Raw genomic sequence first — 14,893 nt, 5'->3', positions numbered from 1 at the left:
AGTTATCTCCTTTTCGTTCTTATTCATTTGTTTATTTTCTTGCAAGATCCCCGCTTAACCAGTACGGATTCGAATACCATATGTTTGTTTTGCGAATCACCTGTGATCAGGTCAAACAAAATTTCAACACTGGCCTTCGCCATATCCACTCCGGGTTGGCTGATCGTATCCAGAGATGGATGATAATATTCTGCCATTTCAATCCCGTCGAATCCGATAATCGAAACATCATTTGGAATTGATAAGCCCAAGGACAATAACGCCTTAGCCGCCCCAATGGCAATCGTATCTGATGCAGCAAAAACAGCAGTGATATCTTTTTTCTTATTGAGCAGACGTTTGGTAGCTGTAAAGCCAGAGCTGGGACTATATTCACAATCCTCTACCATTGAAGGGTCGTACTCAATTCCATGCTCCTCAAGCGCTTTGATATATCCCATAAGCCGCCGGTTGCCTGTTGTATTTTGCACCAGAGGAAATCTGGCCAAAAAACAGATATTGCGATGTCCTAATGAGATTAAATAGCTGACAGCCTTATAAGATTCCTGAAGATCATCAATGATCACGCTTGAAAAAACAGCAGGATCGACTTCTTTTGTAGTCGTGATGGTAGTCAGAACAAATGGAATTTTTAATTGTTTGAATTTATCTTCGGAGTGATCATACGTTCCGCCCATAAAAATTATGCCATATAGATTTTTTTCTTTTACAAGCTGTAGAGCGATATCGATCTCGTCTACTCCATCTTCTACATGCTGGATCATTAGCGGACATCCCCGCAGGTTCACCTGGCGTTCAACTTCCTTGATCATGTCTGCAAAAAACGGGTTTGAGATCCCTTTTACCATTAGCGCTATGGTATTGGATCGCGTTTTTTTCAAGTTGCTCGCATTACCGTTTGGAATATAGTTATGTTCTCTAACAACCGCCATTACTTTAGCTCTAGTTGTATCGCTTACAACACCGCTATTATTGATTACTCTGGAGACTGTGGCGATACCCACGCCTGATAGCCTTGCAATATCTTTGATATTCATATTTACCTTGCTCCACTCCTATGATGAGTCCCCCCTTCACCCGATGAAAATCAGGTTGTGGAAACGCATGAAATGATGGGAAACGTTTCCCACGACATCATTTTGAGTCCTTAGCGTGTTTTTTTCGCTTACTTCGTCCATTATGAACAGGTAATTTTTATAAGTCAACTAAAAACACAAAAAAAATTGTGATTCATCGCTTTTTATTTGGTTAAAATTACAATAAGTCTATAGTTACTCAATCTATAAATTAGAAATTATTGTAAATTATATATCAATCAATAGTTTTTCTTGCTTTATTGACTTTGAAATAAGAATAGAATACCATCAATTTAGCGATTTTCATCGCAATAACAGAAAACGTTTCCACTTATTTTTCTAGTTTTTCTTTTTGTCACTTCGCTATCCTAGCTAGGAATATCAAGAGAAAGAAGGACTCTTTTTATGCTGAACATGGCTCCATTCGCAGCTAAGGCTCGTGAACGAAACCTGAATATCTTCAATGTTCGTGTGCTTCAAAACGGTAACCTTGTGGGAAAACTGGATCTCACGGAGGATATTCGGCGCTTGCAGCATTCCGTCAGCAAGTCTTTTACTTGTATGGCAGTAGGTCTTGCCATTGATGAAGGGAAGCTGACACTGGAAACAACGCTTAGAGATGTTTTTCCGGAGTATGCCTCTCCTCTTAAACAAACACCTCCTTCCATGCAGCCCGGAGATATAACTTTGTTCGATTTGCTGCGAATGAGTACAGGGCACGACTCCCCTCCATTTTGGGCTGAAGAGAGATTAGCCTTGAAGGATAAAAATTGGGTGCAGCATTATTTGTCTCTGACTTTAGACAGAGCTCCCGGAGAGAAATTTACATACAGCAGCGGAGATACCATTATGATCTCTGCAATGGTGCAAGCCCGCGTCGGGCAAACCGTAAAGGATTATCTGGTACCTCGTTTGTTTGCACCTCTGGGCATAAACAATGTCGATTGGGAAACAACACCTCAAGGGGTAACCCTTGGCTGTGCCGGACTTCAGATTAACACGGAAGAGTTAAGCCGGTTTGGACAGCTGCTTTTACAGCAAGGAAAGTGGCAGGGCCAGCAACTGATCCCCGCAGCATGGATCGATTTTGTTACACAAAAACAGATCGACAATGATGGAAACGGCGACTGGGGAGAAGGATACGGCTGTCAATTCTGGCTCTGCTCCCACGACGCTTACCGTGCCGATGGCGCTCATGGACAATTCTGTCTTGTGGTGCCGGACGCTCAAGCAGTCATTGCAATTAACAGCATGGAAGATAACATGCAGGGAATCCTGGACACCGTCTGGGAGGAAATCTGGCCGCTTCTTTAGGAGCGGTCTTTTTTATGGCTTGAGGTTAGCGTGCGCATAATGGGTAATTTACATTCTTCGGCGATTAGTACATAACACCGCCAAGTAACCAGCACTTGCTGAGACTGAGGAGGCTTGCGGACTCAGATGACGTTATTTGCTCATTTATCGCCTTTTGAGATACGTTTCGGACTCCACTGCAGCTATTCTTGAGAAAGTGGCTCATTCGGGGCACGTTTGGCACCAATAGCGACGATGGAGTCCGATAACATCGCAAATGTGGCACTTTTCAGCATTTAAGGTCATCTGGGTCCGATAGCAGCTGGGTATGTGCAAAATAAGTAACTCAACACACCAGTAACCAGCACTTTCTGTTGCTGAGGAGGCTTGCGGACTCAGATGACCTTATTTGCTCATTTATCGCCTTTTGAGCAACGTTTCGGACTCCAGCGCAGCTATTGCTGAGAAAGTGGCTCATTTGGGCACGTTTGGCATCAATAGTGACGATGGAGTCCGATGACATCGCAAATGTGGCACTTTTCAGCATTTAAGGTCATCTGGGTCCGATAGCTACTGCGTATGTGCAAATATGGTCTAGATGTTCGAAGTTTGATGTTCAACGATGATTAGTAGCTAAACACGCCCAAGCGTTCACACCAATCGATGCTCAAACCGTAAGTCCCCACCATCAAACTCGCATGCAGTCAACAACAATAGATGCACAACACCAAGTAACCAGCATTACTCAGACCGAGGAGGCTCGCGGACTCAGATGACGTTATTTGCTCATTTATCGCCTTTTGAGATACGTTTCGGACTCCACTGCAGCTATTCCTGAGAAAGCGGCTCTTTTGGGGCACGTTTGATACCAATAGCGACGATGGAGTCCGATAACATCGAAAATTCCGCACTTTTCAGCATTTAAGGTCATCTGGGTCCGATAGCAGCTGGGTATGTGCAAAATAAGTAACTCAACACACCAGTAACCAGCACTTGCTGAGACTGAGGAGGCTTGCGGACTCAGATGACGTTATTTACTCATTTAACACCTTTTGAGATACGTTTCGGACTCCACTGCAGCTATTCTTGAGAAAGTGGCTCATTCGGGGCACGTTTAGCACCAATAGCGACGATGGAGTCCGATAACATCGAAAATCCCACACTTTTCAGCATTTAAGGTCATCTGGGTCCGATAGCTGCTACGTAATGTACAAATGTGGTCTAGATGTTCGAAGTTTGATGTTCAACGATGATTAGTAGCTAAACACGCCCAAGCGTTCACACCAATCGATGCTCAAACCGTAATTCTCCACCGCCTACAAGTAACTCAACACACCAGTAACCAGCACTTTCTGTTGCTGAGGAGGCTCGGGACTCAGATGACCTTATTTGCTCATTTATCGCCTTTTGAGCAACGTTTCGGACTCCAGTGCAGCTATTCCTGAGAAAGCGGCTCTTTTGGGGCACGTTTGGCATCAATAGTGACGATGGAGTCCGATAACATCGCAAATTCCGCACTTTTCTGCATTTAAGGTCCTCTGGGTCCGATAGCAGCTGGGTATGTGCAAATGTGATCTAGTCGTTCGAAGTTTAATGTTCAACGATGACTCGAATTTCGACGTTTAGTTCAAGAAGGAAGACAAAAGTACCCCGTGTGTGACCTCGAACTAAAACTCGCGCACGCAAAAACAGCCTTCCCGAAGGAAGGCTGTTAATTGACGTCCCGGAAGGGATTCGAACCCCTGACCGTGCGCTTAGAAGGCGCATGCTCTATCCAGCTGAGCTACCGGGACATATAAGAAATAAATACTATGTATTGACGCAACGATATTTATTATACCTTATTCAGCGGATTTTTCAAGTCAAAACAACTTAGAAAAATAATAAAAGTGTTTCCGGTGCAGCTTTTTCACACGTCAGCGTAACCACAGGAAATGAAAAGAACGGCATTTCTGCCGTCCTTTTCAGCGATTCCAGTGTACACTTTACAAGCCTTCGTTATTTACTCCAGCTTTCGAAAACGCTTCTCCAGCTGCTTTTTCAAATCCCCAAAAGTGAGTAATTCTCTTTGAAACTTGGAATGCTCATCTTCTGGCGACATGAAGTTGCTGCCTGTAAATGCACTCGAGGTCACATCTTGAAAAGCGTCATGCATATTGTTATCAAACCAATCGGTAGAGGTATCAGCATCATTAGTCAGAATACGGACAATCTCATATCCCTCTTCACGACGATCCTCAACGATATACACCAAAAGCGCAGGATCACTAACAGCACCCGGCAAAACACCCACTTCTGCACAAGGCGCACCATCGTACTCCATCATTCTGCGAATTTTGGCGTCTTTAATATAATACACCTGTCATCCTTCCCTCCTGGCAAATTCCCCTCTCCCCTAGTGTTCGGATAAGGACATACATTTTATGCCTTCCTTCGGCATATATCTGTATTACTTGGCAAAAAAGTAAGGACAACAATCGCACAAAAGAGAGGATGAACCATCATGTGCGGAATAACCGGATTTATCCAGTGGCGCGGAGATCTCACTCAGCACTCGCAGCTGCTGGTCAAAATGACTGAAACTTTAGCAAACCGCGGCCCCGATGCAGCCGGAACCTGGATCTCAGGCCCCTGTGCTTTCGGTCACCGCAGACTTAGCGTTATCGATCCGGAGAACGGTGCCCAGCCCATGATCACCCGCCATGAGGAACAGGTATACGCGATTGTTTACAACGGCGAATTATATAACGCCCTCGAACTCAAACAAGAACTTAAGCAGCGAGGGCATCAATTCCGCACCCAGTGCGATACAGAGGTGCTGCTGCATTCCTATATCGAATGGGGGCCGGATTGCGCAGAAAAACTCAATGGGATCTTTGCTTTTGCAGTATGGGACGGTCTTCGGGACCAAGTCTTTTTTGCACGTGACCGTTTAGGTGTGAAACCCCTGTTCTATAGCAAGGTTGATGATGTGCTAGTTTTTGGCTCAGAGCCTAAAGCGTTGCTGCAGCATCCTAAGGTACAACCAATTGTGGGTCCTGAAGGTCTCGCAGAAATCTTCATCATCGGTCCAGCGCGTACACCGGGTCATGGTGTTTATAAGGATATGCAAGAGCTTCGTCCAGGTCATGCTATGATCTATAGCCGTGAAGGTCTGCGCAGTTATGCCTATTGGAAGCTGGAGAGCGCAAAGCATACTGACAATGAAGCAGAGACAGCCGCTAAGGTGCGTGAACTGCTCCAAGATACACTCGAACGTCAACTGGTCTCAGACGTCCCTGTTTGCTCTCTTTTGTCGGGAGGGCTGGATTCCAGTGCGCTGACGGCACTTGCAGTGGATTACTACAACCGGAATGGTCAGGGACAAGTGGATACTTATTCCGTAGACTATGTAGATAACGACAAACATTTCAAAAGTCATACTTTCCAGCCGGGAGCAGATGGGCCGTGGATTAAACGAATGGTCGATGAATTGAATACAAACCACCACTACATCTCGTTCGATACCCCGGAGCTTGTAGAAGCGCTGGATAATGCTTTGTACACTAGGGATTTACCAGGGATGACCGATGTGGACTCTTCCTTGTACTTATTTTGCCGGGAGATTAAAAAGAACGCGACAGTAGCTATTTCCGGTGAAGCTGCGGATGAGATTTTTGGCGGATACCCTTGGTTCCACCGTGAGGAAATGCTCTCCTCAGGCACTTTTCCTTGGTCAGTTGCTCCGAAAATGCGTGCAAGTCTACTTTCCCCAGAAATTAACGAGTGGATTCGTCCACTGGAATATTTGGGTGACAGATATAGCGATGCGGTGGCTGAAGTTCCGAAGTTGGATGGAGAAACGGGAAAACAAGCACAAATGCGCGTAATGTCCTATCTGAATATCACCCGCTTCATGCCTACTCTGCTAGACCGTAAAGACCGAATGAGCATGGGCGCAGGGCTAGAGGTACGTGTTCCTTATTGTGATCACCGACTCGTTCAATATGTATTTAATATTCCGTGGGAAATCAAAAATCTGGGGGGCCGTGAAAAAGGGATTCTACGTAAATCTCTTGAAGGCATTCTTCCAGACGATGTGCTCTACCGCAAAAAAAGCCCTTACCCCAAAACTCATAATCCTGCCTATTTAAATGCGGTACGAACTCAGGTATTAAACATTCTGGATGACTCTACTTCACCCCTGCTTCCATTAATTGATGCTGCCAAAATCCGTGAGATCGCCGCTTCTCCGGAATCCTCAACCAATCTGCCTTGGTTCGGCCAGCTCATGTCCGGTCCTCAGCTGTTTGCTTACCTCGCCCAAGTGGATCTCTGGCTACGTAAATATAACGTCTCCATCCAATAAGCGCGTAGAGAACTGAGATAATCGACAAGCCAAACAGCAAGTCACCGGATACGGGGACTTGCTGTTTGGCTTGTATTTGCAATAATTACTCTACGATCTTATCTGAACGATCCTTAAAAGTTAAAGTTGTCCGGGTCCGGGCCAAATCGATGGTCTTTGTTCAAGCCCTCGATAGCTTTGACATCCTCATCACTAAGCGTAAAGTCAAAGAATCCCGCATTCTCCTTGATTCGATCCGCATGTACGGATTTAGGTATCGTAATGACACCTTGCTGCAAATCCCAGCGAAGTACAATTTGAGCAGGGGTCTTGCCATACTTCTCAGCCAGCTCGTTTAAGAGCGGTAGATCAAGATTCCCTTGCATTAATGGACTCCATGCTTCAAGCTGAATGCCCTGTTCATTGGCATATTTCAGCAGCTCACGCTGAGTCAACAGCGGATGGAATTCCACCTGATTCACCACTGGTACCACTCCGGTATCCTCGATGATATCTTTCAGATGATGAACCTGAAAATTGCTCACGCCGATAGATTTGATGAGGCCCTCTTTTTGCAGATGAATTAAGGCCTTCCATGTCTCACGATATTTTCCTGCCACCGGCCAGTGTATGAGATACAGATCTAGATAGTCCAGACCTAGCTTGCGCCGGCTATCCTCGAACGCTTTTAGCGTAGACTCATAACCTTGATCAGGATTTCGTACTTTAGTCGTAATAAACAGCTCATCCCGGGCCACTCCACAATCACGAATAGCTTGTCCTACGCCTTCTTCGTTATTGTATCCGGCTGCCGTATCAATACTTCGATATCCTAATTCCACTGCGGTTTTGACCGCATGAATAACCTCTTCGCCATCTTTAGTCTTATACACGCCAAGACCCAGCCACGGCATGGTCACCCCATCATTTAAAGTAGGACCACCCGAGAACGGTGCATTCAATTCACTCATCACTTAACCCTCCAAGCTTATTGTTATTTCGTTAAACATACTTAACCTTTTTACCCACTTAAGAAGCAAACGCTACCATAAAAAGTATAGCAGATGGCTTCATCATTCCCCAAATCCTTATAAAAAAACGGAGGCGTAAGCGCCCCCGCTCTTCTTTATTTCTCAATTAGTTTGAAATCATCAAAATGGAATTCAGGAGAAACAATACAGGATACCAGCGTCGGCTCTTTGCCTAACGAACGCGCGGCCTGCCATACTCCCGCTGGAACAACCACTTGTGGCTGCTGGCCTGCAGCAATATCGAGACCCAGAATAACTTCCTGCACATCCTCAGGTTTATCTCCATTACCTCCGAGACTAAGCACGATTGGACTACCGGAATGCCACAACCAAACTTCATCGGACAATACAGTATGCCAATCAGATTGTTCGCCTTCGTGAAGCAGAAAATAAATTGAAGATGCCGAATGACGTGATCCAGAATAGCTATCGCCTAACACTTCCTGCGAAATTTCAAATTCCGAATTCCAAAGTCTTTTGTACCAACCACCCTCAACGTGAGGCTGTAATCCAAGCAGTTCAACTAGCGGTGAAATTTCTTTTTGCGTCACAGTAGCTTCTCTCCTTCAAAGTTAGCATGAACAACAATAGCTTCATATGCATAAGGTTGTTTTTGCCTTTTACTTTAACGGAATAAGCTCGAATTGTAAAATCTATTTACTGTCCTTGCTCGCTTTGAAGACTTCCGCAATCGCTCCAAGACTTCCCAGCGTTTCAACAGCGCTAGTTGGCAAGAACACTTTATTAGCAGGGCCTTTGGCAATCTCAGCCAGAGCCTCGAAGGAACGATAAGCCAGCACCTGCTCATCCAGACCTGCTGAACGAATCAGCTCAATACGTGATTTTTCTGCTTCTGCCACGGCTTGAATCGCTTTAGCCTCACCGTGTGCTTCCAGTTCCTGCGCCTGCCGTGAACCCTCAGCTTGACGGATACGCGCTTCTTTATCGCCTTCTGCTTTTAGAATCTTACTCTGTTTATCCCCTTCAGCGCGCAGGATCATATCCTGCTTGGCAGCTTCCGCTTCCAAAACAATGGCACGTTTGCTCCGCTCTGCTTTCATCTGCTTATCCATCGCTTCCTGAATATCCAACGGCGGTTTGATATCGATAACTTCCACACGCTCGATCCGTACGCCCCACTTCTCAGTAGCTTCATCGAGAGCAAGACGGATATCCGTCGAAATCTTTTCCCGTCCAGACAAGGTCTCATCCAATTCCAGCTTACCGATGATTTGCCGCATCGTTGCCGTCGAAATGTTTCTTACCCCATAAACATAATCAGAAATACCATAAGTAGCTTCCTCTGGTCCAACCACCTGGTAGAAAATAATCGTATCAATCTGCACCTGCACGTTATCCTTTGTAATTACCGTTTGCGGAGGTACATTTGCTTGTTGAATCCGTAAATCATGGTAGGTGCGCACCTGATCAATTACAGGAATCAGAATGTTCAGCCCCGGTGTCAGCAGACGATTAAATTTACCGAGCCTTTCCACTACGCCTACCCGCTGCTGTGGTACGATTTTGACTGTTAATGCCACAAAAACTACGACCACTACAATAATAATTGCGATAATTGCCCATTGCATTAGTTCATTTCCCCCCATCGTTCTACTTCGATAATCGTCGTGCCTCTTTTCACTACTCTTACAACCTCATCCTTGCCCAGAGACTGTTCAGAGGTCGCGCTCCACGTATCTCCGCCTACCTTCACTTGCCCGTAACGTCCCTGCTCTATCGGCTCAACAACTACTCCTTGCCTACCGATGATTTCTGTACCTGTATCCTTGAACCCACGTGAATGGCGAAATCTAGAAACCAGTGGTTTCGAGAATATAGTCAGACCAAGTGCGACCAGTGATCCAAGGACCACCTGAAACAAAATGGCTTCGGGAACAATCAGCGACACCAAACCTGCGGCCAAAGCACCAATACTAAGCCACAATAAATAAAAGGTAAGCGTCATCATCTCTACAACAAACAGGACACCGGCTGCGATCAGCCAAAACACCCACACAACCATCGGTGAGCCCACCACCTTCCGTATGATACTACTATAACGAAAAGAAACATCGATGCGTTGCATAGTTCCATAAAAAAATATTTCAGGCATGTATATAATTTATATTCATTACATCGGTGGTTATGTGTTTCTTCATGAGTTTCTTGATAAAAGGCGAGTATACAAATCCAAAAGGGTTCACTTTTTGACAAGTCACTATAAATTAGAAAATTCTCCCCCTATATCACCTGATTTTATCCCTAGCGCAATTGCAAGCTATGCTTGAGAATAAGAGTTACCATCACCCATTTATATCTAATTCATCCTAATTATCCAACTTCCAAACATCCTCCTCTATTCATTCAAACCATACACAGCATGTTACATCTTTTAAAATCAATGAAACAGCAGCACACAAAAAGCATAAAAGAAAGCGCTTACTGATTGGGTAAGGCTTGATTTGGACCGCTGCTTTTTTGCTGCTGAATCTACGAATTGAACTTCAAAAGAATGATAGGGACGCCAAGGGTGATGGTGCACTACAACCGACGGGAGGTGAAGGTCAGGACATCTTGCCGAAAAGAATTTCGAACTACACTTTGAATCTAGGAGGTAGAAATTCAATGATCTTCACGAAAAAAGCTTCACGCAAAACCTTTGCAATTGCGATGATCGCCGCGCTTGTTCTGACACTCTTTTCCACCCTGGGTGGCAGTCCCAAAACAGCCAACGCCGCACAGGATTACAAACTGGTTGGTTATTACGCTTCATGGGCCGCTTACGGGCGTGCTTACAATGTAACAGATATCGATCCTACCAAAATGAATGTCATTAACTACGCTTTTGCGGATATTTGTTGGAATGGCATTCATGGCAATCCCGACCCCACTGGACCTAATCCGGTGACCTGGTCTTGCCAGAATGAACAAGGCCAAGCCATCAGCGTTCCGAACGGTACGATTGTTCTTGGTGACCCTTGGATTGACACTGGAAAAAGCTTCGGGGATGACAAATGGGATGATCCCATCAAAGGTAACCTGAAGCAGCTATGGAAGCTGAAGGAAAAGAACCCGAACCTGAAGACCCTAATCTCCGTTGGGGGCTGGACCTGGTCGAACCGTTTCTCGGATGTAGCTGCGACAGCTGCGACCCGTGAGGTTTTTGCCAATTCCGCGGTTGATTTTATTCGAAAATACAAGATGGACGGCGTGGATCTCGACTGGGAATATCCAGTAAGTGGTGGACTCGCAGGCAATAGCTACCGTCCTGAAGATAAAGAAAACTATGTACTGCTGCTGCAAAAAGTTCGCGAAAAGCTAAATGCAGCCGGCGCGGCGGATGGAAAAACCTATCTGCTGACCATTGCTTCCGGGGCAGGCCCAACGTATATCAACAATAATAATCTGGCCGGCATTGCTTCTGTTGTCGACTGGATCAATATTATGACCTATGACTTTAATGGGAGCTGGAACACCACCACCGGACATAATGCTCCGTTGTACTATGATCCCGCAGCTTCCGCTTCGGGTTTAACCGAACCGCAAAATTTTAACATCGATAAAGCGGTAACCTCCTATCTTGCGAATGGTGTACCTGCGAACAAGCTTGTACTTGGCATGGCTTTTTACGGTCGTGGTTGGGGCGGAGCTCCTGCTTCAGGAAACGGCCAATATCAGGTATCCGCTGGCATCTCACCAACAGGAACATGGGAAAAAGGCAGCTATGATTTCTATGATCTCGAAGCTAATTATATCAACAAAAACGGCTATACCCGCTATTGGAATGATACATCCAAAGTGCCTTATCTCTATAATCCAACAAATCAAACCTTTATCAGCTATGACGACGTAGAATCCTTTGGCCACAAGATCAGCTACCTGAAGTCCAAGGGTCTTGCAGGTGTCATGTTCTGGGAAACAAGTGGTGACCGGAACAAAACATTAACCAACAAACTAAACGCCGATCTTGGTGGCGGAGTGGTGCAGCCGACACCGACACCATCCACATCACCAACACCTACGGCAACTCCAACTCCTACGGCAACAGCAACGCCAACGCCAACTGCAACCGTGACGCCAACCCCAACGCCTACACCGGGACAATGTTCGGCAGCGGCCTGGGGTGCAACAACCGTATACACTGGCGGACAGCGTGTCTCCTACAATGGCTCAGTCTATGAAGCCAAGTGGTGGACGCAAGGGGATCGTCCTGATCTTAGCGGACCTGATGGGGTCTGGAAATTCATCAGCGTATGCGGAACAGCGACACCAACGCCAACTGCAACTGTGGTCCCAACTTTAACACCTACGGTAGTACCAACGCCTACCGCAACCGTTGCACCTACGCCTACTGTCGCGCCAACGCCAACTGCAACCGTTGCACCTACGCCAACTCCTTTGCCTACCGCTACACCTACTTCGGAAGGGTCTAGCTGGGGAACAGGCGTTGCGTACAAAACAGGTGATGTCGTCGCCTACAACGGAAAAACATATACCTGCTTGCAGCCCCACACTTCACTTCAGGGCTGGGAGCCAGCCACCACACCTGCTCTTTGGAAGCTCAATTAAAGTCATGCAGGAAGCAGCGTTCCCTAAATAACATTATCCCCCCCTTGGAGGTATATTAAATATGATTGCAAAAGCACGTGCTAAGCGCAAAATATCCATAAGTTACCTTGCTGCGCTAATGAGCCTAATCGTTCTGGTTCCACTTTACACCGGGACAGGTGCATCCTTACCAGTGGCCCATGCAACGGAAACAACACCTTCCGCTCCCGCTCCAGCAGCTGACCATCCTCGCAAAATCGTTGCTTACTTCCCAGAGTGGGGCGATCAGGAGAACAAAGGATTTTACACCGTAGACAAAATTCCGTGGGATAAAATTACCCATATTAACTACGCCTTCGCCAAGGTAAATCCTCAAACGAACAAGATTGATCTCATGGACCGTACAGCTGCAATCGAAAAAGACTATCCCGGTCAGCTGACTACCCTGCCTTTTAAGGGGCATTTTAACCAACTGATCAAGTACAAACAGCTCTATCCTGATGTACGCACCCTGATTTCTGTTGGCGGCTGGTCGGGTTCCGGAGGATTCTTCAACATGGCGAATTCGGAAGCCGGGCGAGAAGCTTTTGCCAATAGTGTTGTGGATTTTCTGCGTACCTATCAGTTCAACGGAGTGGACATCGATTGGGAGTACCCTTCTGGCACTGGGCAGTCCGGTAATCCTAACGATTTTGCCGTGGCAGAACCGCTGCGTACAGTTAATTACAACAACTACGTTCTTCTTATGAAAAAACTTCGCGAAAAGCTCGATCTGGCAGGTTCACAAGACAATCAGAAATATGACCTGACTATTGCGGCCACCGCCTCTTCCTGGATTCTTGGGGGCATGAAGCTTGGGGAAGCCAATCAGTATTTAGACTGGGCGAACCTTATGACCTATGATTTCCATGGTGCGTGGAATGGTTATGTAGGGCCGCATTCTGCACTGTACCCGGATTCCCGCGATACTGAAACTGCTGCGCTGGGTACTCCGGTTCTGAATACCGACTGGGCGGTCCGATACTATCTCGGTACGCTTCCTCCGGAAAAAATCGTGATCGGAGTTCCTTATTATTCACGAGGCTGGAAAAATGTGAATGGAGGCATCAACAATACCGGCTTTTACGGCACAGCTCCGACAACCGGTGGGGGAGCAGATGGCCAATACGGCATCTGGAATGATCCCGCACCAGAGCAGCCTGCTGGTGCAAATCCGATCTGGCATGTGCTAAATCTGCTCAAAGATCCAGCGAATAAACGTTACTTCGACCCTGTTACCAAAACACCGTACTTGTTCAACGCAGACAAGAAGGTTTTTCTTACGTATGAAGATAAGGAATCTCTAGGCTACAAGCTGGATTACATTAAACAAAAAGGCTTGGGAGGCATGATGTTCTGGGAATTAACGGGCGATTACTCTGAGCAGAGCGATGGCACTTATACGTACGGCAATTCTCTGACCGATTTTGCCTATGATCAGCTGAAGACAGCCACGCCGCCGGGCGGAGCTCCAAAACCGCAGTTGCCTGAACCTAAAAACTTCAACCTCAGCTTCAGCGGCGCCTATGATCATCCGAACTATACCTATTCATTAAAAATAACGAACAATACCGGCACAGATATTTCCGGTGGCTGGAAGCTGGAATTCGACCTGCCAACAACTACAACCCTAACCTCGGCATGGGGAGCCGGTAGCGTTGAGCAAATCTCCACGGCCTGGGATTTCAACCGCTACCGTATTACAGGCACAGCTACTCAAACTATTGCGAATGGAGCTTCACTTGAAATTCCGGGTATGATGAAGCTGAATTTTTCAGGCGGTCCACAGCGAATCACCCTGAACGGAAACTCGTCCCAACAGGAATACGATAAACTGTACGGAGGCATTACGCCAACACCAACACCGTCTGCATCACCGACACCAACACCGACTCCTACGACTACACCAACACCAACGGCTACACCAACGGCAACACCGACTCCGACCGCAACCGTGACGCCAACGCCAACTGTAGCGCCAACACCTACTCCTACGCCGGGACAATGCTCGGCAGCGACCTGGAATGCGGCAACCGCATATACTGGCGGACAACGTGTTTCCTACAACGGCTCAATCTATGAAGCCAAGTGGTGGACACAAGGCGATCGTCCCGATCTTAGCGGACCGGACGGTGTCTGGAAATACATCAGCGTATGTGAAACAGCAACGTCTACACCAACGGCAACTGTAGCTCCAACGGTAACACCGACTTTGACACCAACGGTGGCACCGACGCCTACAGCAACCGTAACACCCACGCAAACTCCATTACCGACTGCTACACCTACTTCGGGAGGTTCTAGCTGGGTAACAGGAGTTGCTTATAAAGTAGGTGATGTCGTTGCCTACAGTGGAAAAACGTATACCTGCTTGCAGCCTCACACTTCACTTCAGGGGTGGGAGCCAGCTTCTACACCTGCTCTTTGGAAGCTGATATAATCGGGTGCTCTCTTTGATTCCAACAAGAAGATTGTCCCATTACAAGGAGAACATCCCATTATTAGTGCAGAGTCATACTCATTCTCTGGGGCTTACGTTAAGGACCCAGTTGACGTTATTTACAAATCTCAAGCCTTTG

The 14,893-nt window shown here is 46.6% G+C and carries 10 protein-coding genes and 1 tRNA gene; 4 read left to right on the top strand and 7 right to left on the bottom strand.

Annotated elements, in window-relative coordinates; all coding sequences use genetic code 11:
- Window positions 1-23: 23 nt before the first annotated feature.
- A complete protein-coding gene (locus tag MKY63_RS16155) occupies window positions 24-1,037 on the bottom strand; it encodes a LacI family DNA-binding transcriptional regulator (RefSeq protein WP_036686978.1) in 1,014 nt (337 codons plus the stop codon).
- A gap of 444 nt (window positions 1,038-1,481) precedes the next feature.
- On the opposite strand from MKY63_RS16155, the gene MKY63_RS16150 reads away from it, so the two are divergent.
- Window positions 1,482-2,390 carry a serine hydrolase gene (locus MKY63_RS16150; RefSeq protein WP_339809298.1) on the top strand — a complete coding sequence of 303 codons (909 nt, stop codon included), beginning with the start codon at window positions 1,482-1,484 and terminating at the stop codon, window positions 2,388-2,390.
- Between the two features lie 1,698 nt (window positions 2,391-4,088).
- Here MKY63_RS16150 and MKY63_RS16145 read toward each other — a convergent pair.
- Together MKY63_RS16145 and MKY63_RS16140 are read right to left on the bottom strand one after the other, a co-directional pair.
- Window positions 4,089-4,162, bottom strand: a tRNA-Arg gene (locus tag MKY63_RS16145).
- A 209-nt stretch (window positions 4,163-4,371) separates the two neighbouring features.
- Window positions 4,372-4,728 (bottom strand): hypothetical protein, encoded by a 357-nt coding sequence (locus tag MKY63_RS16140; RefSeq protein WP_036686975.1) that lies wholly within the window; start codon window positions 4,726-4,728, stop codon window positions 4,372-4,374.
- Between the two features lie 144 nt (window positions 4,729-4,872).
- Here MKY63_RS16140 and asnB point away from each other — a divergent pair, with 144 nt between their 5' ends.
- Window positions 4,873-6,717 (top strand): asparagine synthase (glutamine-hydrolyzing), encoded by a 1,845-nt coding sequence (gene asnB / locus MKY63_RS16135; RefSeq protein ID WP_076129204.1) that lies wholly within the window; start codon window positions 4,873-4,875, stop codon window positions 6,715-6,717.
- Between the two features lie 113 nt (window positions 6,718-6,830).
- Here asnB and MKY63_RS16130 read toward each other — a convergent pair whose 3' ends face one another.
- The 4 genes from MKY63_RS16130 to MKY63_RS16115 form a co-directional block, all read right to left on the bottom strand.
- Entirely contained in the window at window positions 6,831-7,667 is an 837-nt protein-coding gene (locus tag MKY63_RS16130; protein ID WP_076146344.1) for an aldo/keto reductase, read from the bottom strand.
- Between the two features lie 155 nt (window positions 7,668-7,822).
- A complete protein-coding gene (locus MKY63_RS16125) occupies window positions 7,823-8,278 on the bottom strand; it encodes a cupin domain-containing protein (protein ID WP_036686965.1) in 456 nt (151 codons plus the stop codon).
- Window positions 8,279-8,380: 102 nt separating this feature from the next.
- The gene (locus MKY63_RS16120; protein WP_036686962.1) at window positions 8,381-9,316 is read right to left on the bottom strand and encodes an SPFH domain-containing protein; all 936 of its coding nucleotides are present in this window, start codon (window positions 9,314-9,316) and stop codon (window positions 8,381-8,383) included.
- Window positions 9,316-9,750 (bottom strand): NfeD family protein, encoded by a 435-nt coding sequence (locus tag MKY63_RS16115; protein ID WP_036686960.1) that lies wholly within the window; start codon window positions 9,748-9,750, stop codon window positions 9,316-9,318. Before MKY63_RS16115 ends, MKY63_RS16120 begins: the two co-directional genes overlap by 1 nt.
- A gap of 602 nt (window positions 9,751-10,352) precedes the next feature.
- On the opposite strand from MKY63_RS16115, the gene MKY63_RS16110 reads away from it, so the two are divergent.
- Together MKY63_RS16110 and MKY63_RS16105 are read left to right on the top strand one after the other, a co-directional pair.
- On the top strand, window positions 10,353-12,296 hold the full coding sequence (locus tag MKY63_RS16110; RefSeq protein ID WP_339809295.1) for a glycosyl hydrolase family 18 protein: 1,944 nt from the start codon (window positions 10,353-10,355) through the stop codon (window positions 12,294-12,296).
- 61 nt (window positions 12,297-12,357) lie between these two features.
- Window positions 12,358-14,754 (top strand): glycosyl hydrolase family 18 protein, encoded by a 2,397-nt coding sequence (locus MKY63_RS16105; protein WP_339809292.1) that lies wholly within the window; start codon window positions 12,358-12,360, stop codon window positions 14,752-14,754.
- Window positions 14,755-14,893: the final 139 nt, after the last annotated feature.

This window comes from Paenibacillus sp. FSL R7-0189 (assembly GCF_037969925.1).
GTDB lineage: Bacteria > Bacillota > Bacilli > Paenibacillales > Paenibacillaceae > Paenibacillus_AQ > Paenibacillus_AQ odorifer.
The sequence above is the reverse complement of the archived record's forward strand: the minus strand, read 5'-3'. Positions and strand labels throughout refer to the sequence as shown.